This is a genomic window from Pigmentiphaga sp., from assembly GCF_033795525.1.
Classification (GTDB): Bacteria; Pseudomonadota; Gammaproteobacteria; order Burkholderiales; family Burkholderiaceae_B; genus Pigmentiphaga.
On sequence record NZ_JARYGM010000015.1, the window covers coordinates 37,517 to 59,239 of the forward strand.

The 21,723-nt window shown below is 64.3% G+C and carries 20 protein-coding genes and 1 tRNA gene; 19 read left to right on the plus strand and 2 right to left on the minus strand.

What is annotated here, in order from left to right; genetic code table 11:
* Positions 1–58: 58 nt before the first annotated feature.
* From QHC78_RS20135 to QHC78_RS20150, 4 genes are read left to right on the plus strand one after another with little or no spacing between them, the layout of a single operon-like run.
* Positions 59–1,207: an ABC transporter substrate-binding protein gene (locus QHC78_RS20135; protein WP_319747781.1), complete on the plus strand. Its 1,149-nt coding sequence runs from the start codon at positions 59–61 to the stop codon at positions 1,205–1,207.
* 45 nt (positions 1,208–1,252) lie between these two features.
* Positions 1,253–2,287, plus strand: a complete 1,035-nt coding sequence (locus QHC78_RS20140; RefSeq protein WP_319747783.1) for a branched-chain amino acid ABC transporter permease — start codon at positions 1,253–1,255, stop codon at positions 2,285–2,287.
* On the plus strand, positions 2,287–4,104 hold the full coding sequence (locus QHC78_RS20145; RefSeq protein ID WP_413816501.1) for a branched-chain amino acid ABC transporter ATP-binding protein/permease: 1,818 nt from the start codon (positions 2,287–2,289) through the stop codon (positions 4,102–4,104). Before QHC78_RS20140 ends, QHC78_RS20145 begins: the two co-directional genes overlap by 1 nt.
* A complete protein-coding gene (locus QHC78_RS20150; RefSeq protein ID WP_319747785.1) occupies positions 4,101–4,847 on the plus strand; it encodes an ABC transporter ATP-binding protein in 747 nt (248 codons plus the stop codon). Before QHC78_RS20145 ends, QHC78_RS20150 begins: the two co-directional genes overlap by 4 nt.
* Before the next feature lie 81 nt (positions 4,848–4,928).
* Here the strand turns inward: QHC78_RS20150 and QHC78_RS20155 are convergent, their stop codons facing one another.
* Positions 4,929–6,107, minus strand: a complete 1,179-nt coding sequence (locus QHC78_RS20155; RefSeq protein WP_319747786.1) for a S1C family serine protease — start codon at positions 6,105–6,107, stop codon at positions 4,929–4,931.
* Positions 6,108–6,143: 36 nt separating this feature from the next.
* Here QHC78_RS20155 and QHC78_RS20160 point away from each other — a divergent pair, with 36 nt between their 5' ends.
* Positions 6,144–6,968: a Nif3-like dinuclear metal center hexameric protein gene (locus QHC78_RS20160; RefSeq protein WP_319747788.1), complete on the plus strand. Its 825-nt coding sequence runs from the start codon at positions 6,144–6,146 to the stop codon at positions 6,966–6,968.
* A 138-nt stretch (positions 6,969–7,106) separates the two neighbouring features.
* Here QHC78_RS20160 and mscL read toward each other — a convergent pair whose 3' ends face one another.
* Positions 7,107–7,547 carry a large conductance mechanosensitive channel protein MscL gene (mscL, locus tag QHC78_RS20165; protein ID WP_319747790.1) on the minus strand — a complete coding sequence of 147 codons (441 nt, stop codon included), beginning with the start codon at positions 7,545–7,547 and terminating at the stop codon, positions 7,107–7,109.
* A gap of 225 nt (positions 7,548–7,772) precedes the next feature.
* Here mscL and petA point away from each other — a divergent pair, with 225 nt between their 5' ends.
* The 14 genes from petA to QHC78_RS20235 all read left to right on the plus strand — a co-directional run bounded on the left by petA (position 7,773) and on the right by QHC78_RS20235 (position 21,661).
* Positions 7,773–8,381, plus strand: a complete 609-nt coding sequence (gene petA / locus QHC78_RS20170; RefSeq protein ID WP_319747792.1) for a ubiquinol-cytochrome c reductase iron-sulfur subunit — start codon at positions 7,773–7,775, stop codon at positions 8,379–8,381.
* Between the two features lie 128 nt (positions 8,382–8,509).
* Positions 8,510–9,895 carry a cytochrome b gene (locus QHC78_RS20175; RefSeq protein WP_319747794.1) on the plus strand — a complete coding sequence of 462 codons (1,386 nt, stop codon included), beginning with the start codon at positions 8,510–8,512 and terminating at the stop codon, positions 9,893–9,895.
* A 57-nt stretch (positions 9,896–9,952) separates the two neighbouring features.
* Positions 9,953–10,789: a cytochrome c1 gene (locus QHC78_RS20180; protein ID WP_319747796.1), complete on the plus strand. Its 837-nt coding sequence runs from the start codon at positions 9,953–9,955 to the stop codon at positions 10,787–10,789.
* An 85-nt stretch (positions 10,790–10,874) separates the two neighbouring features.
* Positions 10,875–11,486, plus strand: a complete 612-nt coding sequence (locus QHC78_RS20185) for a glutathione S-transferase N-terminal domain-containing protein (RefSeq protein WP_319747798.1) — start codon at positions 10,875–10,877, stop codon at positions 11,484–11,486.
* Positions 11,487–11,577: 91 nt separating this feature from the next.
* Positions 11,578–12,108 carry a ClpXP protease specificity-enhancing factor gene (locus QHC78_RS20190; RefSeq protein WP_319747800.1) on the plus strand — a complete coding sequence of 177 codons (531 nt, stop codon included), beginning with the start codon at positions 11,578–11,580 and terminating at the stop codon, positions 12,106–12,108.
* A 168-nt stretch (positions 12,109–12,276) separates the two neighbouring features.
* A complete protein-coding gene (locus QHC78_RS20195; protein ID WP_319747802.1) occupies positions 12,277–13,194 on the plus strand; it encodes a TauD/TfdA dioxygenase family protein in 918 nt (305 codons plus the stop codon).
* Between the two features lie 13 nt (positions 13,195–13,207).
* On the plus strand, positions 13,208–14,233 hold the full coding sequence (locus QHC78_RS20200; RefSeq protein ID WP_319747804.1) for an ABC transporter substrate-binding protein: 1,026 nt from the start codon (positions 13,208–13,210) through the stop codon (positions 14,231–14,233).
* Positions 14,226–15,053, plus strand: a complete 828-nt coding sequence (locus tag QHC78_RS20205; protein WP_319747805.1) for an ABC transporter permease — start codon at positions 14,226–14,228, stop codon at positions 15,051–15,053. The genes QHC78_RS20200 and QHC78_RS20205 overlap by 8 nt, the downstream gene beginning before the upstream one ends.
* Positions 15,046–15,831 carry an ABC transporter ATP-binding protein gene (locus QHC78_RS20210; RefSeq protein ID WP_319747806.1) on the plus strand — a complete coding sequence of 262 codons (786 nt, stop codon included), beginning with the start codon at positions 15,046–15,048 and terminating at the stop codon, positions 15,829–15,831. The genes QHC78_RS20205 and QHC78_RS20210 overlap by 8 nt, the downstream gene beginning before the upstream one ends.
* Positions 15,831–17,258 (plus strand): MFS transporter, encoded by a 1,428-nt coding sequence (locus QHC78_RS20215; protein ID WP_319747808.1) that lies wholly within the window; start codon positions 15,831–15,833, stop codon positions 17,256–17,258. Before QHC78_RS20210 ends, QHC78_RS20215 begins: the two co-directional genes overlap by 1 nt.
* A 20-nt stretch (positions 17,259–17,278) precedes the next feature.
* Positions 17,279–18,100, plus strand: a complete 822-nt coding sequence (locus QHC78_RS20220; RefSeq protein ID WP_319747809.1) for a sulfurtransferase — start codon at positions 17,279–17,281, stop codon at positions 18,098–18,100.
* Between the two features lie 43 nt (positions 18,101–18,143).
* Positions 18,144–18,219, plus strand: a tRNA-Thr gene (locus QHC78_RS20225).
* A 464-nt stretch (positions 18,220–18,683) separates the two neighbouring features.
* Positions 18,684–19,589: a plasmid recombination protein gene (locus QHC78_RS20230; protein WP_319747811.1), complete on the plus strand. Its 906-nt coding sequence runs from the start codon at positions 18,684–18,686 to the stop codon at positions 19,587–19,589.
* Positions 19,590–20,320: 731 nt separating this feature from the next.
* Positions 20,321–21,661, plus strand: coding sequence for a DEAD/DEAH box helicase (locus QHC78_RS20235; RefSeq protein WP_319747812.1), 1,341 nt, complete (start codon positions 20,321–20,323; stop codon positions 21,659–21,661).
* Positions 21,662–21,723: the final 62 nt, after the last annotated feature.

Here is a 21,723-nt window from a genome sequence, read left to right on the forward strand (position 1 = left end):
CCGGGGAGGCGGGGTGCGGGATTCGGTTCCAGAACATAAAACACAAGTGGGGACCTTTATGTTTTCCTTGAGCAAACTGGCCCTGGCGGCTAGCCTTGCCGCGATCGCCACGGTCGCGCAGGCCGACATCACGGTGGGCGTCAACGTGTCGGCAACCGGGCCGGCCGCGTCGCTGGGCATACCCGAGAAGAACACGTTCTCCCTGATGCCCAAGACCATCGCGGGCCAGAAGGTCAACTACATCGTCCTGGACGACGCCAGCGACACCACGACCGCGGTCAAGAACGCGCGCCGCTTCGTGACCGAGGACAAGGCCGACGTCATGGTCGGCTCCACGATCACGCCCAACTCGCTGGCCATGGTGGACATCGCCGCCGAATCGGGCACGCCGGTCATATCCATGGCGGCCTCGGCCATCATCGTCGAGCCGCAGGATGCCAAGAAGCGCTGGGCGTTCAAGACCCCGCAGAACGACGCCGAGATGGCCAAGGCGATCGTCGAGCATATGCAAGGCCAGAAGGTCAAGACGGTGGCCTTCATCGGTTTTGCCGACGCGTATGGCGAGGGCTGGTACCAGGAGTTCTCTAAGGTGGCCCAGGCGGCCGGCATCAAGGTCCTCACCAACGAGCGCTACAACCGCACCGATACCTCGGTGGCCGGCCAGGTCCTGAAAATGATCGCGGCGCGGCCCGACGCCGTCCTGATCGGGGCCGCCGGCACGCCTGCCGCCTTGCCCCAGAAGACGCTGAAGGAACGCGGTTACCGCGGCAAGTACTACCAGACCCATGGCGTTGCCAACAACGACTTCCTGCGCGTAGGCGGCAAGGATATCGAAGGCACTTTCCTGCCGGCCGGTCCGGTGCTGGTTTCCGGCCAGCTGCCTGCCGACAACCCGGTCAAGGCGTCGGCCACCGAATACGTGCAGAAGTACGAAGCCGCCTACGGCAAGGGGTCGGTTTCCACGTTCGGCGCCCATGCCTGGGATGCCGGCAAGTTGATCGAGGCCGCCGTGCCGGTGGCGCTCAAGAAGGCTCAGCCCGGCACGCCCGAGTTTCGCGCCGCCTTGCGCGATGCGCTGGAAAACACCAAGAATGTGGCCGGCGCCCACGGCGTCTTCAACCTCAGCCCCACCGACCATGTCGGCCTGGACCACCGGTCGCGCGTGATGGTGACCATCGAGAACGGTGGCTGGAAGCTGATCAAGTAATCTCCCGACGGAACAGGGCGGACCTCCGGCCCTGCCGGAGTCGACATGGATTTGCAGATCGCCCTTTTCCTTATCCAGGACGGCGTCGTCAACGGCGCCATCTACGCGCTGCTCGGCATGGCGTTGGTCCTGGCCTTTACCGTGACGCGCGTGGTCTTCATTCCCCAGGGCGAATTCGTCGCCTGGGGCGCGCTGACCCTGGCGGCCCTGCAGGCGGGAGAGCTGCCCGGTACGGTGTGGCTCTTGGCCATGGGCGGCTGTGCGGTCATGGTGGTGGAGCTCTGGAGCGCCTGGCGCCGCAAGGATGGGCGGACCCTTCCCCGGGCGGCAGCGTGGAACCTGCTGTATCCCGGCCTGGTTCTGGCCGTTGCCCATTTCGTCGATTTCCAGGCTGCGCCCTTGCCGGTCCAGATCCTGTTCGCGCTGCTGGCGGTCGTGCCCATGGGGCCGATGGTCTGGCGGCTGGCGTTCCAGCCCTTGGCCGAAAGCAGCGTGCTGGTGCTGCTGATCGTCTCGGTTGCCGTCCATGTTGCCATGGTGGGGCTGGGCCTGCTGTTTTTCGGCGCTGAAGGGTCGCGTACGCCCCCGTTCACCGAGGGTGGCCTGGAGTTGGGCGGCATCCCGATTCCAGCGCAGACGCTATGGGTCATCGGCTGTTCCATCGTGCTCATTTTCGCGCTGACGGTGGTGTTCGGCCGCACCCTGTACGGCAAGGCGCTGCGCGCGACCGCGGTCAATCGTGTCGGCGCGCGCCTGATGGGCATCCCGACCAGCCTGGCAGGTAAGCTTAGCTTCACGCTATGCGCGCTGATCGGCGCGTTCTCGGGCATTCTCATCGCGCCCATCACCACCATCTACTACGACACCGGCTTTCTGATCGGATTGAAGGGATTCGTCGCCGCCATCATCGCGGGTCTCGCGAGCTACCCCCTGGCCGCGGCGGGTGCCGTGCTGGTCGGGCTGCTGGAAGCCTTTTCGTCGTTCGCCGCCAGCGCCTACAAGGAAGTCATCGTGTTCACGCTGATCATCCCCGTGCTGATCTGGCGCTCGCTGGCGTCGCGCCACGTGGAGGAAGAGTGATGCGCCTGCGCCCCGCCTGGTTCGTCGGCGTTTTTATCGTCCTGCTCGTAGCGGCCGTGTCCGGCATGTCGGAATTCACCGTCACACTGCTGAACTACATAGGCTTGTATGCCCTGGTCGCCTTGGGACTCGTCCTGCTCACCGGCGTAGGGGGACTGACCTCGTTCGGCCAGGCGGCCTTCGTCGGCCTGGGGGCCTACACCAGCGCGTGGCTGTCCATTGCTGCGCTGCCGCCGGCCTTTGCGTGGATGGGCGGGTCGCCTTGGCTGGGCCTGGTGGCCGGCCTGATCGTAACCGCGGTCGCGGCGTGGCTGCTGGGCGCCATCGCGCTGCGGCTGTCGGGTCACTATCTGCCGCTGGGGACGATCGCCTGGGGCCTGAGCCTGTACTACTTGTTCGGCACGCTCGAATTCCTGGGGGGACATACCGGCTTGTCGGGCGTCCCTCCGATCTCGCTATTCGGCTTCGACCTGTCGCAGGGGCGCCGCCTGTTCTGGCTCATCTGGGGCCTGCTGCTGCTGGCGATGCTGGTGGTCAGCAACCTGCTGGATTCGCGCGAAGGACGCGCCATCCGGGCCCTCAAGGGCGGCATGGTCATGGCCGAATCCATGGGCGTCGATACCGCGCGGTCGCGTATTGCCATTTTCATGATCGCCGCATTGCTTGCCAGTATCTCCGGCTGGCTTTACGCGCATATGCAGCGGTTCGTGAATCCCACGCCGTTCGGCCTGCATATAGGCATCGAATATCTGTTCATGGCGGTGATCGGCGGCGCGGGCCAGGTCTGGGGCGCGCTGGTCGGCGCGGGCCTGGTGACCATGCTCAAGCAATGGCTGCAAGATCTGCTGCCCAGCCTGCTCGGCGCGTCAGGCAATTTCGAGAGCATCGTCTTCGGGATCCTGCTGGTGGTGGCGCTGCAGCGCGCGCCGGATGGCCTGTGGCCCGTCATCGTGCGGGTGGGCCGCAAGGTCCTGCCGATCGCGCATACCGAGCGTGCGATCGACGAGCAGGCGCCGCCCCTGGCTCGCCGCGCGCTGCCTGCGCACGGCGAGGTCGTGCTTGAGGCCCAGGGGCTCACCAAGCAGTTCGGCGGTCTCGTAGCCAATGACAGCATCAGCTTTTCCGTCTTCGCCGGCGAGGTGCTGGCCCTGATCGGGCCGAACGGCGCAGGCAAGAGCACCATGTTCAACCTGCTTTCGGGCGTGGACGATCCGACCCGCGGCCGGGTGGTTTTCCGAGGTCGGGATGTCACGGGAAGGCCCTCGCGGGAGATCGCCGCGTTGGGTATGGGCCGCACCTTCCAGCACGTGCGCCTGCTTGCGCAGATGACCGTGCTCGAAAACATCGCGCTGGGCGCCCATTTGCGCGAGCGCGGTGGCATCCTTTCTGGGTTGGTACTGGGAGGTCTGCACCTGGAACGCCGGGCGGAGGCCCGCTTGCTGGCCGAAGCGGCCCGCCAGGCGCGCCGCGTGGGCCTGGGCGATGCGTTGCACGTGCCGGCAGGCTCGTTGCCGCTGGGCAAGCAGCGCATGCTGGAGATCGCCCGTGCGTTGTGCGCCGACCCGTGTCTGCTGCTGCTGGACGAACCGGCGGCGGGACTGCGCTATCTTGAAAAGCAGGCCTTGTCGGAAACCTTGAAGGCGCTGCGCGCCGAGGGCATGGCCATTCTGCTGGTCGAGCACGATATGGATTTCGTCATGGGGCTGGCCGACCGTGTCGTGGTGATGGAGTTCGGCCAGAAGATCGCCGAGGGCCTGCCCGAGCAGGTGCAACGCGACCCGCGCGTGCTGGAAGCCTACCTGGGAGGTGTGGAATGACGGGGCCGGCGGCAGCGGCCGCGCCATTGCTGGAGGTTTCTGGGCTATCCGTGGCCTATGGCAAGGTCGAGGCGCTTCATGGCATAGACCTGTCGGTTCCGGCCGGCACCATCGTGACGGTGATCGGTCCCAATGGCGCCGGCAAGACGACCTTGCTGTCGGCCATCATGGGCCTGTTGCCGGCCCGGGGGACCATCCGCCTCGACGGACAATCCCAGCGGCGCGTGGAAATCGAGCAGATGGTCGCGGCGGGCTTGAATCTGGTGCCCGAAAAACGCGAGTTGTTCGGCGACATGAGCGTGGAGGACAACCTGCTGCTGGGCGCGTTCCAGCGCTACCGCAGCGGCCACCGCGATCAGGCCGCGTCCATGGAGGAGGTCTACACGCTCTTTCCCCGCCTGAAGGAGCGGCGCCGCCAACTGGCCGCCACGCTTTCCGGCGGCGAGCGCCAGATGCTGGCGCTGGGACGCGCCTTGATGGCCAAGCCGCGCCTGTTGCTGCTCGACGAGCCGTCGCTGGGCCTGGCGCCTCGCATCGTCAAGGAAATTTTCCTCATCATCGCCGAGTTGCGGCGCCGCGGCGTGGCCATCCTGCTGGTCGAGCAGAATGCCCGGGCCGCCTTGCAGACCGCGGATTACGCCTACGTGCTGGAAACCGGCCAGGTCGCTCTGTCCGGACCCGCAGCCGAGCTGGCCGACGACCCGCGCGTCGTGGCCAGCTACCTGGGCTTGGGCCGGCACTGAGCCATCCGGGCCATGCCCCGGATGGCGGGGGAGCCTTGCGGACGAGACGGGTAGCGAGACCCGCCCTCGCCGGCGCCAGCCTCAGCGTGGCGGCAGTTCGGTACGCGGCCGGGGCCGTGTGCCTATGGTCACGGCGGTGTCCATTTCCTGGCCGCCGCGCACGATCTTGATGGTGACTTTCTCACCAGGCGGCAGCTGGGCTATCGCGTTGAGCATGGTGGTGGTGTCGGTGATCGGCTTGTCGCCTACCGAGACCACGATGTCGCCTGTGCGTATGCCTGCGCGGGCGGCGGGGCCCCCGCGCACCACGCCGGCGATGATGACGCCTTCCCTGCGGGACAGCTTGAAGGCATCCGCCAGTTCCGGAGTCAGGTCTTGCGGTTCGACGCCGATGTAGCCCCGCGTTACCGTACCGGAAGTGATGAGCTGTTCCATGACCTGCCGCGCAGTGCTGACGGGAATGGCGAAGCCTATGCCGAGCGAGCCTCCGGAGCGCGAATAGATGGCCGTGTTGATGCCGACCAGGTTGCCTTGGGCGTCGATCAGGGCGCCGCCGGAGTTGCCGGGATTGATGGCGGCATCGGTCTGGATGAAGTTCTCGAAGGTATTGATACCCAGATGGGTGCGGCCCAGCGCCGAGACGATGCCCATGGTCGTGGTCTGTCCCACGCCGAAGGGGTTGCCGATGGCCAGCACCACGTCTCCCACCTGAAGGTCCTCGGCGCGGCCGAAGGTGACCGAAGGCAGGTTGGGCATGTCGAGCTTGAGCACCGCCAGATCGGTTTCCGGATCGGCACCGACCAGGGTGGCCTTGCCTTTGCGCCCATCGGCCAGGGCGACCTCGATTTCGTCGGCGGCCTCGATCACGTGGTTGTTGGTCAGGATGTAGCCCTCGGGGCTGACGATCACGCCGGATCCCAGGCTCGAGACCGGCTCCGGATTCATGTCGGGTTCGCCGAAGAAGTGGCGGAAGACCGGATCGTCGGAAAACGGATAGGACGGCTGCTGGGGCGTTTCCTTGCTGGTGAATATGTTGACCACCGCGGGAGCGGCCTTGTGCGTCGCGCCCGCATAGGAAGCGACGGCGCCGCCTTCGCCGACGGGGGCGGGCGGCGCCTCGAAGAACGGGACGACGATGGCGTTATTGGTGCCCGGGCCGCCGCGCCGGGGCAGCCACTCCGGGCGCAGGGTCGCGACGATGAATAAAATGGCCAGACAGACAGTGGTGGTCTGGGCAAAGATCAGCCATAGTCGGCGCATGTGCAAAATACTTTTCCCTAGCGTAGGAGGTTGACAATGATCGCAGGCGAGCAGGCCTCAAGGCAAACGGGCGCACCAAACCAGGGCGCCGGCAGCGTGGCCGCAGAGGAACTCGCCTCGTGGCTGGCTGCGGAGCTGCAGGTCGACCGGTTCCGGGACTATTGTCCGAATGGTCTGCAGGTCGAGGGCAGGCCGGTGGTGCGCCATATTATCGCCGCGGTTACCGCCTCCGAGGCCGCCATCCGCCATGCGATCGACGTTGGCGCCGACGCGCTGCTCGTCCATCATGGCTGGTTCTGGAAAAACGAGGACCCGCGCGTGCGCGGCATACGGCGTACGCGCCTGTCTCTGGTGCTGGGCCACGACCTGAACCTGTTTGCCTACCATCTTCCCCTGGACGCCCATCCGCGCTGGGGCAACAACGCGCAATTGGCCGATGTGCTGGGCCTGGCGCCCCACCTGGTGGACGGCGCCCCCCAGACCGCGGGCCACGAAGGCCTTATCTGGCTCGGCCACGCGCCGGGCCTGGCAACCCTAGGCGATCTGGCGGCCAGGATTGCCCAGCGCCTGCAACGCGAACCCATGCTGATCGGCGATCCCGCCCGCCCCGCAGGCCGCGTAGCCTGGTGCACCGGCGCAGCCCAGGGCATGCTCCAGGACGCCATCGACGCCGGGGCGCAGACCTACATCACCGGCGAGGTCTCCGAACCCACCGTCCACCTCGCCCGCGAAACCGGCACCGCCTTTCTGGCCGCCGGCCACCACGCCACCGAACGCTACGGTGTCCGGGCCCTAGGTCAAGCCATCGCCGCCCGCTTCGGCATCAAGGTCGACTTCATCGACATCGACAACCCGGTGTAGAGCCGCCGCTGGCAGCCAGCGACAGCACCGGCGCCCCAACCCAAGAAACCCTCACTAGACCCAGGGCACAGCGGATCCGGCTTTGCCGGTCCGCCAGTGCCGCCCCCTGGGGGGCGCGCGTAAGCGCGTAGGGGGGGCCTACCTCTTCAACAGGTCGCGGATCTCCCGCAGCAGCACCACGTCTTCCGGCGGGGCGGCGGGCGCTTCTGCCGGCTTTTCCTTCTCGAACGCGGTGCGGGCGCGGTTCATGGCCTTGACCATCCAGAAGATGACGAAGGCCAGCAGGATGAAGTTGATCAGGATGGTGACGAAGTTGCCCCAGGCCAGCAGCGTGGCGCCTGCTGCGGTCAGCGCTTCATAGGTTTGCGGGCCGGTATAGTCGGCAGGCGCCCTCAGGACGATGAACTTGTTGGTGAAGTCGACGTTGCCGCCGAGGATGAGGTTGACGATAGGCATGATCACGTCCTTGACCGCCGAGTCGACGATCTTGCCGAACGCGCCGCCGATGATCACGCCCACGGCCAGATCGACGACGTTCCCCCGCATTGCGAAGTCGCGGAATTCCTTGATGACGCTCATTTAGGCTACCTCCCGGCCTGGTTATTCCCGGCCGAAGTATCTCTTATTTTCCCCGGGGACGGGTGCTGGGCCGTAAGGGGAGAGGCCGAATTTACGACGGAGTCTGTCGGGCTCGCGGGGCATTGCGTTATACTCGAAGGTTACTATAAGGCGCCGACTCGCCTAAGAGCGCCAAGCCAGCTTTCAAGTGCTTAAAAGACTAGAAGTAATCTTGAGGGTCAATCAATGAGTCAGGACAAAGTGGTAGACGCCGACCGCCGCTTTTGGGTCGGAACCACCTGTGCCGTCGGGGGGGTCGCGGCCGTAGGCGTGGCCGTGCCTTTCGTCAGCACGTTCGCGCCGTCGGAACGGGCGAAGGCGGCGGGCGCTCCGGTGGAAGTCGAAGTGGGAGACATGCAGCCAGGCGAGATGCGTACCGTCGAATGGCGCGGCAGGCCGGTCTGGATCATACGCCGGACGCCCGAGCAGCTCGCTGCGCTGAAGGGGATCGACGGTCAGCTCGCCGACCCCGAATCCGAGCGCAATCCCAACGAGATCACGCCTGAGTACGCCCGCAACGAATACCGGTCGATCAAGCCCGAGTACTTCGTCGCGGTCGGCATCTGTCCGCACCTCGGCTGCTCGCCCACCGCCCGGTTCGCTCCCGGGCCCCAGCCCAACCTGCCGGCCGATTGGCATGGCGGCTTTCTGTGCCCTTGCCACGGTTCGACCTTCGACATGGCCGGCCGGGTATACAAGAACAAGCCGTCTCCGGATAACTTGACGATCCCTCCCTACCAGTTCGTGTCCGACACCAGAATCCTGGTCGGTGTCGACGAGAACAACAAGGCCTGAGCGTCAACATCCGTAGCGACGCCGGCAGCCGCCCGCGTCCCTGTTAAACGAAGCCATCGAAACACATCGGCGCTGCGGAACGAGAAGCGCAGCGCCGGGGAACCCGCCGAGCAAAAGGAGCAGCAGCCATGGCTGGCGAGAAGAATGTCGAGACCACAGGCCTTCTGGGCTGGATCGACGCCCGCTTTCCGCTCTCATCGACCTGGAAAGCGCATCTGTCCGAGTACTACGCGCCGAAGAACTTCAACTTCTGGTATTTCTTCGGCTCGCTGGCGCTCCTGGTCCTGGTCATCCAGATCGTGACCGGTATTTTCCTGGTCATGCACTACAAGCCCGACGCCGAACGCGCGTTCCAGTCGGTCGAATACATCATGCGCGAAGTCCCATGGGGCTGGCTGGTCCGGTACATGCATTCCACCGGCGCCTCGATGTTCTTCGTCGTGGTCTACCTGCACATGCTGCGAGGGCTGTTCTACGGCTCGTACCGCAAACCCCGCGAACTGGTCTGGATCTTCGGCGTGGCAATCTTCCTGTGCCTGATGGCCGAGGCCTTCATGGGCTACCTGCTGCCGTGGGGCCAGATGTCCTACTGGGGCGCCCAGGTGATCGTCAACCTGTTCTCGGCCATCCCGTTCATCGGCCCCGACCTGGCGATCCTGATCCGGGGCGACTACGTCGTGTCCGACGCGACGCTGAACCGCTTCTTCTCGTTCCACGTGATCGCCGTGCCGCTGGTGCTGCTGGGGCTCGTGGTCGCGCACATCATCGCGCTGCACGAAGTGGGCTCCAACAACCCCGACGGCATCGAGATCAAGGAAAAGAAGGACGCCAGCGGCAAGCCGCTCGATGGCATTCCGTTCCATCCCTACTATTCGGTGCATGACCTGTTCGGCGTGGCCATCTTCCTGATGATCTTCAGCGCGATCGTCTTCTTCGCGCCGGAGATGGGCGGCTACTTCCTGGAATACAACAACTTCATCCCGGCCGATCCGCTCAAGACGCCGCCGCACATCGCCCCGGTCTGGTACTTCACGCCGTTCTATTCGATGCTGCGCGCCTGCACGGACGACTTCACCTGGGTGCTGGCCTTCTTCGCCGTAGTCGCCGCGCTGTGGGTCCTGGTCAAGAGCCGGCTGGGCACCGTGGCCAAGATCGCCGCAACCGTGGTGCTGCTGGCGGCGGCCGTGCTGCTGCGCGTCTGGGATGCCAAGTTCTGGGGTGTGGTGATCATGGGCGGCGCCGTCGTCATCCTGTTCTTCCTGCCCTGGCTGGATCATTCTCCGGTCAAGTCCATCCGCTACCGCCCGGGCTGGCACAAATGGCTCTATGGCGTGTTCATCGTCAACTTCCTGGTGCTCGGCTACCTGGGCACCCAGCCGCCGAACGAGGTCTTCAACGTCATTTCGCAGATCGGCACGCTCCTCTACCTCGGCTTCTTCCTGCTGATGCCGTTCTGGAGCCGGCTCGGCACGTTCAAGCCGGTGCCTGAGCGAGTCAATTTTTCTGCCCACTGAGGATGCCCAACGGCGCCGGCAGCCTTTGCCGGCCCGACAGACTTAACGGATATCAAGATGAAGAAGCTGCTCGGTGTACTGATTCTGATGCTGGCCTGCACGGGGGTGCAGGCCGCCGAAGGCGGGTATCACCTCGAGAAGGCGCCGCCCCGCCTGAACGACCTGCCTTCCCTGCAAAACGGGGCCAAACTGTTCGTCAACTACTGCCTCAACTGTCATTCCGCCTCGTCCATGCGGTACAATCGCCTCCGGGACATCGGCCTGACCGACGATCAGATCAGGGACAACCTGCTGTTTACGGGCGGTAAAGTCGGCGACATGATGACCGTTGCCATGAGCGCCACAGAGGCGAAGGAATGGTTCGGCGCCGCACCCCCCGACCTGTCTGTCATCGCCCGGGCGAAATCCGTCAATGCGGGTCCGTCCGGTGCCGATTACCTCTACACCTACCTGCGTACGTTCTATCGCGACGATACCCGGCCCACGGGCTGGAACAACCTGGTGTTTCCGAACGTGGGCATGCCCCATGTCCTCTGGGAGCTCCAGGGGCCGCGCGAGCTGACCACCGTCGCCATGCACAAGGGCGAGGGCGAGCACGGTTGGGAGCGCGTCACGACTACCTACGACGTGAACGGCGTGGCCACCGTCAAGCACGAGCCGGTGGCGGACTACCATGGCCATGAAACGATGGAAACGCGTTTCACCGCCAAGGATCCCGCCCGGGCCGCCGCCTACGACAACGACGTGGCCGACCTGGTCGCGTTCATGTCGTGGATGGCCGAACCCGTGAAGCAGCATCGCGTGCGTCTGGGGGTGTGGGTGCTGATTTTCCTGGCTTTCTTCACAGTGATCGCCTGGCGTCTGAACGCCGTGTACTGGAAGGACGTCAAGTAGTTTTTCAGACTACCTATCCGGGGCCAGCATCCGGTTGGATGGCTGGCCCTTTAACGTTTTTATATCTCTCTCTGGAGACCCCGCCATGATGGTGCTTTACTCCGGAACCACGTGTCCGTTCTCCCAGCGCTGCCGTTTCGTTCTGTTCGAAAAGGGCATGGATTTCGAAATCCGCGACGTCGACCTCTACAACAAGCCAGAGGACATCGCGGTCATGAACCCCTACGGCCAGGTGCCCATCCTGGTCGAGCGCGACCTGGTGCTCTACGAGTCGAACATCATCAACGAGTACATCGACGAGCGCTTTCCGCATCCGCAGCTCATGCCGGCCGATCCGGTCATGCGCGCACGTGCCCGACTGTTCCTGTTCAATTTCGAGAAGGAATTGTTCGTGCACGTCAGCACGCTGGAGGCGCGGGAGTCGCGCGCCGATGAGCGCGCGCTCGAACAGGCCCGCCAGCAGATCCGCGACCGGCTGTCCCAGCTGGCGCCGATGTTTTTGAAAAACAAGTTTATGCTTGGTGAAGAGTTCTCGATGCTCGACGTCGCCATCGCGCCGCTGCTGTGGCGCCTGGACCATTACGGCATCGAGCTGCCGAAGAACGCGGCGCCGCTGCAGAAATATGCAGAGCGCATTTTCTCGCGTCCGGCATATATCGAAGCACTGACGCCGTCCGAAAAGGTCATGCGTCGCTGATGCGAGGCGCCCGGACCATCCGGCGGCCCGCGGCCTGGCGTGCCGCGCCCGCCGACCACCGGCCGCTGTGCGCCGCGCCAGGGGTGTCATCATGAGCGAAATCTCTACCAAGCCTTACCTGATCCGCGCGCTGCACGAATGGTGCACCGACAACGGCTACACACCGCACATAGCGGTCACTGTGGACGAACGCGTCGTGGTACCGCGTGAACATGTCAAGAACGGCGAAATCGTGCTGAACGTCGGCCGGCTCGCCACGCACAAGCTGCAGCTGGGCAACGAGTTCATCGAGTTCCAGGCGCGGTTCGGCGGGGTGGCGCGGCAGATTTCGGTGCCGATCGATGCGGTCACCGCCATCTATGCGCGCGAGACCGGCCATGGCATGGCGTTCGAAGTCGGGCCGTCCGTCTCCGAGGCCGGCGGCACGCAACCCGACAGCCCGGTCGTGGACGACGCGCAGGCCGATTCCCAGGACCACGCGTCGGGCGGCCGCCCGCAATTGTCCGCCGTGCCGGCGAGCGAGGCGCCGTCGTCCTCGTCCGCGGAGGGCCCGGACGATCCGGATCCCGCGCCCCCAGGTGGCCCCGACCGTGGCCGGCCCAGGTTGACAGTCATCAAGTAACCCCCGATCCGTCACGGTCCCCGAGAAATGCCGCACACGTGCGGCATTTCTGCTTTTAGTCATTTGCAAAGACGCATTTGCAAAGACGCATAACGAAACGCGGAAAAATTCGTTAGCCGCGCGCGAGCCCGTCGTTATTCTGTCTTCTCTTTGAAGGGACGAATGACGATGAACGCGTTGCCCAAGTCGCTGCATCGGCCAGCGGATACTGAATTGCACCAGCCGCGCATTCTCGAGCCGGAACTCTACCGCTACGAGGACATCCGCCTGGGCCATCTCCGCATCAAACCCTATTCGCCGATTGTCGGCGGCGTGGTCGAAGGGTTCCGTTTCGACCGGGATGCCCGTACGTCGCCGGACGTACAGGCATTCCTGTATCGCTCCCTGCTCGAATACGGCTTCCTTTCTTTTGTGCCGGGCTCGGTGGCTGCGGAGGATTTCGAGCGCTTTGCCTCGCTGTTCGGCGCGCCGCGCTTTGCCGGCAATCCGCAAGCGCCCAGGGTGGGCGGCCAAGCCAACTCCATCGATTCGGCGCGCAAGAAGACCCGCACGAATTACATCTGGCATATCGACCAGGCCTATCGCGAGCGTCCGCAGAAGTTCACTGCCCTGTATGCGGTCAAGGCGCCCGAGCGGGGGGGCGGCACGCTGTTCTCCAACGCCACGGCGGCGTACCGGCTGCTCGACCCCGCGTTTGCGGCCTATCTCGACACGCTGACCATACTGCACAACGCCGACCAGATGGGGCTTATCTCCATGTCCTATCCCGATCCAGAGCGCCTGGGGCAAGCCAGGCACGACACGCCGCCGCTGGAGGTGCCGCTGGTGCGTGTCCATCCGGAAACCGGCGCAAAGCAGCTCTTTGCCTGCGAACTCTATACCCAGCGCGTGCTGGGACTGCCACGGCAGGTCAGCGATCACCTGCTTGGCATCGTGTTCGAGTTCATCAAGTCCCCGGAGGTCTGCACCGAGTACCGCTGGGAAACGGGCGCAGCGCTGATCTGGGACAACCGCATCGTCCAGCATCGCGGCATTTTCAATTATGCCGGCCAGGATCGCCTGCTACACCGCGCCGTGCTGGACTGAATGGAAGGACGCCATGAGGAAATCGTGCAAGAAACTGGCTGCCGGCCTGGTCACGGGACTGGCGTTGAACGCGCTCGCTGCGGTCGGCCATGCCGCCGAATCGCTGCCCAAGCTGTCGGTAACCGTGTTTGCTCCGCCCTCGCAGAGCGTCTGGATTCCGGCGCTGATCCAGCGCCTGGGGCTGGACCGCAAGCATGGGTTTGAACTGGTCGTCACGCCCAAGCCGTCCAACGTCGCCTATACGGATTTCGCCACCGGCAAGGATCCGGTGTGCTTCTGCGCCGCGATCGCCGCGGTCAGCCGCTTCAAGCAGCAGGGGGCTGACTTCACGTTGCTGTGGAACATCTTCAATTTCGAGTCCGACATCGTCGTGCGCGATCCCGCCATGACGGACGTCAAGCAGTTGGAAGGCAAGGTCGTGCAGACTGACACCATCACTGGCAGCTGGGCCTTGTCGAAATGGTTTCTCCAGGCCCGAGGCGTGGACCTGGGCAAGGTCAAGATCAAGTCTTCCAGCGCGCGGGGGGCGGCCGGCCTGGCCGAACTGCAGCTGGGCCGCGTCGATGCGCTGCTGGTCAATCCGACCGAAGGCGCGGCCGCCGTCGCGCAAGGCAAGGCCTCCCTGCGTGCGTTGCCGGTGTTCGACAAGGCGGTGTGGCAGCAGGTCTCGGGTACGGACTTCGTTCCTTCCATCACGCTGGGCGTCGCATCGGCGTGGATTGCAGACAAGGCCAACCAAGACCTGGTCCGCAAGTTCTACGCAGCCAATCGAGAAGCTGCCGCCTTTATCCAGCAGCAACCGGCGCAAGCGGCGAAGCTCGTCGCCAAGGACGCGCAGATGGATGTGCCGGCCCTGCAGGGCGTGCTGGAGCGGTACCGCGATCTGATGCGCATCGAGCCGCTGCGTCGCCACATCAAGACCGTTGCGTTGCTCACGCAGAAGCTGTTGCCCGAAGGCGGCCAGCTGCCGCGTCCGTTGACCGATGCGGAACTGGATGCGCTGGTGTCGACATTCCACGTGGAAGGGCGCCATGAATAGTCTTGCAGGGCGACACGTCGGCCACCGGGGCGGGTTCGGCTGGCGCCGGGGACCATGGCCCGCCGTGCCGTGGGAGGGTGCACTGGCCATCGCGCTCATGCTGCTTGCCTGGGAATGGGCGTCGCGCCATTCCACGCCGATGTTTTTCCCGCCGCTGGCGCAGATTGCAGCCACCGCTGCAGACTTGCTGGGTTCGGCCCAAGGGTGCTCCGACATCGCCGTTACCTATGGGCGCATATGGGCGTACTTGCTGGCTTCGTTCGTCGTGTCCTTCCTGCTCGGCATGGCCGTCGCCGGCAACGTCCACATCGAGCGCTTCCTCGTGCCGCTGGTCGAGCTCAAGCAAGGCATTCCTTCGCTATGCTGGGTGATCTTCGCCATCCTCTGGTTCCAGGATGCGGAAGCCCGCATCGCCTTCGTGGTCGTGACCTCGGCCCTGCCTGCCTTCTTCTACCAGGCGCGCGACGCATTGCGCGGCATTCCGCGGGATTGGGTCGACCTGGTGCAATCGATGCGCCCGACGCTGTGGCAGAAAGCGCGCATCCTGTGGTGGCCGGCGGTGCTGCCCTCGCTGTTGACGGTATGGCGGATCAATGTGGGCAATGCGACGCGTGTGACCATCATGGCCGAGCTGCTGGGCGGCATCACCGGCATCGGGCACCAGCTGCGGATATCCCAGGAAATGTTCCGCATGGACCAGACCATCGTCTGGACTGCCGTACTGGTGGCCTTTGTCATTCTTAGCAATTTGGTTCTGAGCGGCCTCGAACGGCGCTTCCTGTCGTATCGCGGTCATGATGGAGTACGTGGCCATGCCTGATGCGATCCAGTTCTTCCAGGTCGAGAAGCGCTTTTCCAAGGGAGCCGGCCAGCCTGCCATCGCGGACCTGAGTTTCGCCGTCGCGGCGGGCGAACACGTCTGCATCGTTGGCCGGACCGGGTGCGGCAAATCCACTGCGGTGAATCTCATCCTCGGCTTGACCAGCGCGACCCGCGGGCAGGTGCAGGTATTGGGCGTCGACCCGTATCGGGCCTTCAATCAGCTGCGCGGCCGTATAGGTTGCGTGTTCCAGACCGACCGCCTGTTGCCCTGGCGAACCGCGCTGGAGAACGTGCTGATGCCACTGGAGATCCTGGGGACGCGCACGGCAGAGACCGAGCGGCAGGCCATCGGCCTGTTGCACAAGGTGGGGCTGGGTGGCTATGAATCCCTGCATCCCCAGCAATTGTCGGGAGGCATGCGCCAGCGCGTAGCGCTGGCCCGCGCGTTGATTACGCGCCCCGACGTCATGATTGCCGATGAGGCGTTCGGCGCGCTCGATGAGGTTACGGCAGCTGCGCTGCGAGCCGATTTCCAGCGCATCGCCAAGGCGCACGGGCAGACTGTCCTGCAGATTACGCACTCACTTGATGAAGCGTTGGCGATGGCCGATCGCGTTCTGGTGTTCGATCGGCCGGGACGCGTGGCGGGCGAGTTTGCGCGGAGCCAATGGGAGACGTCGGCGCAGCGGCAGGCGGTCAGGCAATCGTTGCGCGCGCTGATCGCTGGTGCCGATGACGGCGAAGCGGCCCCGGCCGCCGTGCGAAAGGTGGCCTGATGCCGCCGGCAACTGCCGCGGCAGCGGCGCCGTCCGAACGCCTGTCGCCGCAGACACGGCGCACGGCCTGGATCGTGTCGTCCATTTTCTTCGTCGAACAGCTCGATGCGACCAGCGTGGCTTCCGCGCTGCCCGCCATGGCCGCCGAACTGCAGACCGATGCGGTCACGCTCAGCGCAACCATTACCGCCTATCTGCTGGGCCTGACCATATTGATTCCGCTGAGCGGCCGGTTGGCGGAACGCTACGGCGACAAGAAGGTTTTCACCGGCGCGATCTGGCTCTTCCTGGCTAGTTCGATCGCCTGCGGACTGGCGCCCAGCGCGTCCATCCTGATCGCGCTTCGGTTCGTACAGGGCATGGCCGGTGCGTTGATGGCGCCGGTCGGGCGATTGATCGTCCTGCGCGCAGCCGCCAAGCACGAAATCGTCGAGGCCATGGCGCTGGTCATCCTGCTGGCGATGATCGCGCCCATGGTGGGCCCGTTTCTCGGCGGCTTGCTGACGACCTATGTAGGATGGCGCTGGATCTTCTGGATCAACGGGCCGCTTTGCCTGGCGGCATTATGGCTGGTGTGGCGCTATTTGCCGGCGACCGAGGGCAGGCAGGAAGGGACCTTCGACGTCCGCGGCACCTTGCTGACCGGTGCCGGGTTTGCCTGCTTGATGTGGGGCCTGGTGTCGCTGGCCGATGCGCAAGTCCGGAGCGGCCCGGCCGCCGTGGCGCTTGCTGCCGGAGGGCTGCTGCTTGCCGCGTATGTTCGCCATGCGCGGCGGACGGCCGCGCCTGTTCTCGCCCTGGACCTGCTGGCCGTGCGCAGCTTTCGCGATGCCATGGCGAGCGGCTCGGTATTCCGCATCGCAGTGGGCGGCGTACCCTTCCTGCTCCCCGTCACCTTGCAGCAGCGCGACGGCTATAGCCCGCTGGAAGCAGGGTTGGTGGTGCTCATTCCAGCAGCGGGCGGTTTCGCCATGAAATTCTTCAGCGGCAAGATCCTGCGCCGGACCGGATACCGTAAAGGGCTGTTCCTGCATGGGCTGATGGCGGCAGCTTGCCTGGCGGTGGCGGGGCTGGTCCCGCCCCGGGATGTCCTGCCAGCGTACGCCGCGATGCTGCTGGGCTTCGGATGGGCCCGGTCGCTGCAGATGAATGCCTTCGGCACACTGGCCTATGCCGATGTGGGGCGCGCGCGCCTGGCGGCCGCGACGAGCTTCTTCCTGGCCATCCAGAATCTTACGGTCGCCATGGGAGTAGCAGCCGCCGCGTCGTTGCTGCGGGGCGGCGCAGCCATCGGGGCCGGCGGTACGGCGTTTTATTCGTGGGTATATCTGACGCTAGGAGCCATTGCGCTGGCCAGCGCCTTCATGACGCTGGCCATGCCGCGTTCCGCCGGGCAGGACCTATTGCAAGGCAACCGCGCATCTTGACGAGGAATAAGGAGTAACCAATGAGCACCAAGTGGCCCCGTGCCGGTACGGCGTCCCCTTTCATTTCGGCGCAGACGCTTGCGACGGCGCTGGGTACCGGCAGCGTGGCCGCCGTTTACGTCGCAGCGGACGCAGGTGCCCCGCCGCCTGCGCTGATACCTGGCTCGGTCGAAACCACGCTTCCTACTCACTACGCCGCGCCGGGCGATCCCGCGCAGGGCCGGTTGCCCTTGCCAACGCGCAAGAGCGTGCGGCGTTGGACGGCCCAGGCAGGTTTGGACCTTGCACGCGGCATCGTTGTCTACGACGCGGGCAACGGCACCGCCGCCGCCCGCGCATGGTGGGTCTTGAGCTGGGCAGGCTTGGCCGGCGTGCGTATCCTCGATGGTGGCCTGCAGGCATGGACCTCATATGGCGCCGAAGGCGGACCGCCACAGGAGTCGCCTTGGGCGGCTCCCGTACCCGCTTTGGCGGTTATCGACACCGCCGCCATCGCGGCGCGTCCCGCGGAATACCGGCTGTTCGATGCCCGGGCCCGATCGGCCTATGATGGGGATGGAAAGGCGCCCTCCCACCTGCCCGGCGCGGTCAGCAGTCCCGCCTCGGCCTGGCAGGATGCGCGGGGCCGGCTGCTTCCCGTCGACCAGCGCCGGGAAGTGGCCCGCCGCCTCGGCCTGCTCGCTGACGACCGGCGCCCCGTCGTCGCGTACTGCGGCTCTGGCGTTGCGGCGGCCTATTGGATTGCTGCCGTCCAGGACCTGGGCATCGACGCGTCGCTGTATCCGGGATCGTGGAGCGCATGGTCCAGCGATCCCGCGCGGTTGGCTGCCACGCCTGCCTGAACGCTCTGCGGCGCCATCGATTTCCATTACAATCCCGCCTTCTGCCGGTGTAGCTCAGTTGGTAGAGCAGCTCACTTGTAATGAGAAGGTCGAGGGTTCGATTCCTTTCACCGGCACCAATAAAATCAAGGACTTAGGTTCACGCGGGTCTGGCAGATTCGGCCAAAATTAAGCTGTGTACCCCCTGTGTACCCCTCGATGACCCATTTTTCGAGGGCTCAGCGCTACCCAGTTGCAAGCGGCGCACGAACCTAGTATTTTTTCTACAGGTCTAAACAGGCCGAGATCCAAGGCGCAGGAGTGCCTCTTTCCCATTAACTTGGGGAGGGCACGTGCGTCCCAAAGAAAGGCAGGCGCTCTCCCCCCTTCTGGGAGACGCCAACATGCGGTCGTTTACTCCTCTCGAGCACGAAACTCGTGCTGTCCTTCCTACCCGCGAAGCCGCTCTTCATTTGAACCGGCAGCCGCAAACCCTGCGGATGTGGGCGTCGTCTGGTAGGGGCCCCCTGCAGCCTAGACGCATTCATGGCCGGCTCGCCTGGCCGGTCGCTGAAATTCGGCGCGTGCTGGAAGGGGGTGCCGAATGACGTCCGTTGCCTTCATGCGCCTGCAGAAGATCAAGAGCGAGAAAAAGCTTCGTGACGCGGCGTTTCACAACAAGCGCGATTTCGATGTCCGCAGTAATCCGGCCATCCAATCACACCTCGTCGGTCTCAACTACTGCCTGGCTGGTGCCTCGCGTGCCGCCGATGTCATGGAGACCTTCCGTCAGCGCCTGGCGATAGCGGGTTGGGGTAAAGGTCCAGGGCTAAGGAGGCAGCGTTCAGACGGGGTACGCGCCATAGAGTTCGTCTTCAGTCTGCCCAAAGGGGCTTTCCGTGAGGAACGTCCATACTTCGCGGCTTGTCTGGGATGGGTTGCAGACGGATTTGGTGGCTTGGTAAACATCATGAGCGCGGACGTTCATCTCGATGAGGGCGCGCCGCATATGCATGTGCTCGTGCTGCCGCTGGTCGGAAACCGGTTGGTGGGTTCCGACCTGGTCGGTGGGCCATCCAAACTGCGGGCCTTGCAGCAGTCATTCAGGAAGCGGGTGGCCGAGCCCTTCGGGTTTGATGGAGTCGAGGTGGGGCGTCATGACGACGACAGGCGCCAGCGACTGCTAGGGGCGCTCGCGACATGGTACCAGGGCCGGTTCGATGACGAAGAGTGGGGAGTCATCGAAAGGTTAACTCTCCGGTATCCCACCGTGTTCTACAAACTGCTCCGGCCCTTCATCGATCACGCCCCGAATCGTCGGCGTCCATCATTGTCGATGCCGCCAAATGCACGATCCCAATGCTCTGTAGGGTTTCGGGAAGCTGGGCGAACGCTTAGCAGCACTGTTCGGGATCCGAGAGGTGTCGAGCCAGTCCTGATGCTGGATGCAGGTGCTGAGGCGGGACTTAACTTTCCTAAGAATTTCGAAATCAAAGGAGCGGCTGACTGATGCGTGGGGGGCGCCGGAAGGGCGCGGGCCGGCCGGCCGTGAGGCGTTTGACCACCGCGCTCCATTCCCTGGATGTGAGGGAGCTGCGCAGAGCAGGGCGGCTTGTCGCCAATATGCGCGAGAGCGTCGAGTATGTTTACGGCGGATCCAAGGTGCACGCAGTGATCGCTACTCAGGCGACTGGTTGCCGCTTCGGTGGAGAGCGGGTTTGGTTCGTCTGCCAAGCATGCGGGCGAAGGGTGAGCAAGCTGTACCTGGGGGCCGGATTAGGATGCCGACGGTGTCTTGGGTTGGCTTATCCCAGCCAGCGTAAGAATGCGGTGCGGCGGGGTTGGGATAAGCAGCGGAAGATCGAAGCGCGACTGGCCCCTGATGGGGAGTGGAATGGCTGGCAGAAACCCAAGGGAATGCATTGGAGGACGTTCAGTAACCTGGTGCGTGAGATTCGAACGCTCGAGAGCGCGCGGGATGCGGCTTTGCTGATTGAGGCCGTTCGATCGGGTCTAGTCTGATGCTCCCTCTAGACGTGAGGTTTCACCCATGAAGCGCGATGAGCCAAGCCTCCGGGGTCGCCCCGCCGGTATGACTGCAATCTTGTGGCAAATGAATCAAAATACGCAGTCAAAAGACGCTTGGCTTAGTACGCAGGCGGTTCCGCAATTTTGTCGATGTGGACGCAGGGTTCAGGGGAACGCTCAGGGGGCATCGGTCTACGTCGGATAGGGGGGTACATGGACGTTTTCCAGTTTCGAGAAAATCTTATCAAGGACTACGCCACCTTCACTCGAAGCTTTACCCGCATCCATGCCGAAGATATAAGGGGTTTTGTCGACAAGGCCTACGCCTCAGGCAGGTACTGGCCAGCCCCCCTTGTCCAAGTTAATCCCAACTTCAAGCTAGGAAAGTCGGTCGAAGCGTTGGTCGCCGATGGGGTGCTGCATCCAGAATGCGGGCGGATATTTCGCGCCGGCAAATCAGATGGCAGCGCCGGAGTGTCGCTCGATTTATTCAAGCACCAGGAAGAGGCTATCGTTTTCGCCCAGAGTGGGGAGAGCTACGTCCTGACTACCGGAACCGGTTCGGGCAAGTCTCTGGCTTACTTCATTCCCATTGTCGATGCCATCCTGAAGGCCAAGCAATCGGCTCCGACGCCGCGCACCCGCGCGATTGTCATTTACCCCATGAACGCGCTGGCCAACAGCCAGCTTGAGGAGCTTGGCAAGTTTCTCGGTGATTACGGCGACCAGCCGCCGGTCACCTTTGGCCGCTATACCGGCCAGGAAAGTGATGAAGAGCGCCAGCGCATGGCGGCCAATCCTCCGGACATCCTGCTGACGAACTTCATGATGCTGGAACTGCTCATGACGCGTCAGGATGACAAGGACAAGGCCGTCATCCGCAATGCCCAAGGGTTGCGTTTTCTCGTCCTGGATGAACTGCATACTTATCGGGGGCGGCAGGGGGCTGATGTTGCCCTGCTGGTGCGTCGGGTACGTGAAGCCCTTTCGGAGCATCTGCAGTGCATCGGTACGTCGGCAACGATGGCCACTGAAGGTACCGAGCAGGAAAAGAACCAGAAGGTTGCCGAGGTGGCCTGCCGCCTGTTTGGTACCCGTCTGACGGCTGCCAACGTCATCACGGAAACCCTGCAGCGGATCTCTCCGGAGCACTTGTTGATCGACCATGTGCGCCCGCAGTTGGCAGAAGCCATCGAAGCGGGGGTTCCGGAATCGGCAGGTTATGAGGAGCTCGCCCGGCACCCGCTCGCGGTTTGGGTCGAACTCACGCTCGGCCTGACCCGTGACGAAGGCAAATGGCGGCGCGCGCAGCCGATGACGCTGGACGACGCGGCCAAGCGCCTGGCCGAAGACGCAGGAGTCGATTTCGGCGCAGCACGGTCGACGCTCGCCGATTTCCTGCTCCTGGCCTATCGCACCACCGACAAGCCTTCCTCCGAGGGCGGGCGCAGTCTGTTCGCCTTCAAGCTCCATCAGTTCATTTCAGGGGGGAGCAAGGTTTATGGAACCCTTGAGCCGGCTGGGCAGCGTTATCTCACCCTAGCAGGCCGTTGAAAAAATCCCCCGCCGACGCTGGCCTCGGCCAGTATGATCTGAAACGATCGGCGAACGACGCG

Coding starts and splice junctions, on each gene's coding strand:
- QHC78_RS20135 (WP_319747781.1), top strand. CDS start 59: ATGTTTTCCTTGAGCAAACTGGCCCTGGCGGCTAGCCTTGCCGCGATC.
- QHC78_RS20140 (WP_319747783.1), top strand. CDS start 1,253: ATGGATTTGCAGATCGCCCTTTTCCTTATCCAGGACGGCGTCGTCAAC.
- QHC78_RS20145 (WP_413816501.1), top strand. CDS start 2,287: ATGCGCCTGCGCCCCGCCTGGTTCGTCGGCGTTTTTATCGTCCTGCTC.
- QHC78_RS20150 (WP_319747785.1), top strand. CDS start 4,101: ATGACGGGGCCGGCGGCAGCGGCCGCGCCATTGCTGGAGGTTTCTGGG.
- QHC78_RS20155 (WP_319747786.1), bottom strand. CDS start 6,107: ATGCGCCGACTATGGCTGATCTTTGCCCAGACCACCACTGTCTGTCTG.
- QHC78_RS20160 (WP_319747788.1), top strand. CDS start 6,144: ATGATCGCAGGCGAGCAGGCCTCAAGGCAAACGGGCGCACCAAACCAG.
- mscL (WP_319747790.1), bottom strand. CDS start 7,547: ATGAGCGTCATCAAGGAATTCCGCGACTTCGCAATGCGGGGGAACGTC.
- petA (WP_319747792.1), top strand. CDS start 7,773: ATGAGTCAGGACAAAGTGGTAGACGCCGACCGCCGCTTTTGGGTCGGA.
- QHC78_RS20175 (WP_319747794.1), top strand. CDS start 8,510: ATGGCTGGCGAGAAGAATGTCGAGACCACAGGCCTTCTGGGCTGGATC.
- QHC78_RS20180 (WP_319747796.1), top strand. CDS start 9,953: ATGAAGAAGCTGCTCGGTGTACTGATTCTGATGCTGGCCTGCACGGGG.
- QHC78_RS20185 (WP_319747798.1), top strand. CDS start 10,875: ATGATGGTGCTTTACTCCGGAACCACGTGTCCGTTCTCCCAGCGCTGC.
- QHC78_RS20190 (WP_319747800.1), top strand. CDS start 11,578: ATGAGCGAAATCTCTACCAAGCCTTACCTGATCCGCGCGCTGCACGAA.
- QHC78_RS20195 (WP_319747802.1), top strand. CDS start 12,277: ATGAACGCGTTGCCCAAGTCGCTGCATCGGCCAGCGGATACTGAATTG.
- QHC78_RS20200 (WP_319747804.1), top strand. CDS start 13,208: ATGAGGAAATCGTGCAAGAAACTGGCTGCCGGCCTGGTCACGGGACTG.
- QHC78_RS20205 (WP_319747805.1), top strand. CDS start 14,226: ATGAATAGTCTTGCAGGGCGACACGTCGGCCACCGGGGCGGGTTCGGC.
- QHC78_RS20210 (WP_319747806.1), top strand. CDS start 15,046: ATGCCTGATGCGATCCAGTTCTTCCAGGTCGAGAAGCGCTTTTCCAAG.
- QHC78_RS20215 (WP_319747808.1), top strand. CDS start 15,831: ATGCCGCCGGCAACTGCCGCGGCAGCGGCGCCGTCCGAACGCCTGTCG.
- QHC78_RS20220 (WP_319747809.1), top strand. CDS start 17,279: ATGAGCACCAAGTGGCCCCGTGCCGGTACGGCGTCCCCTTTCATTTCG.
- QHC78_RS20230 (WP_319747811.1), top strand. CDS start 18,684: ATGACGTCCGTTGCCTTCATGCGCCTGCAGAAGATCAAGAGCGAGAAA.
- QHC78_RS20235 (WP_319747812.1), top strand. CDS start 20,321: ATGGACGTTTTCCAGTTTCGAGAAAATCTTATCAAGGACTACGCCACC.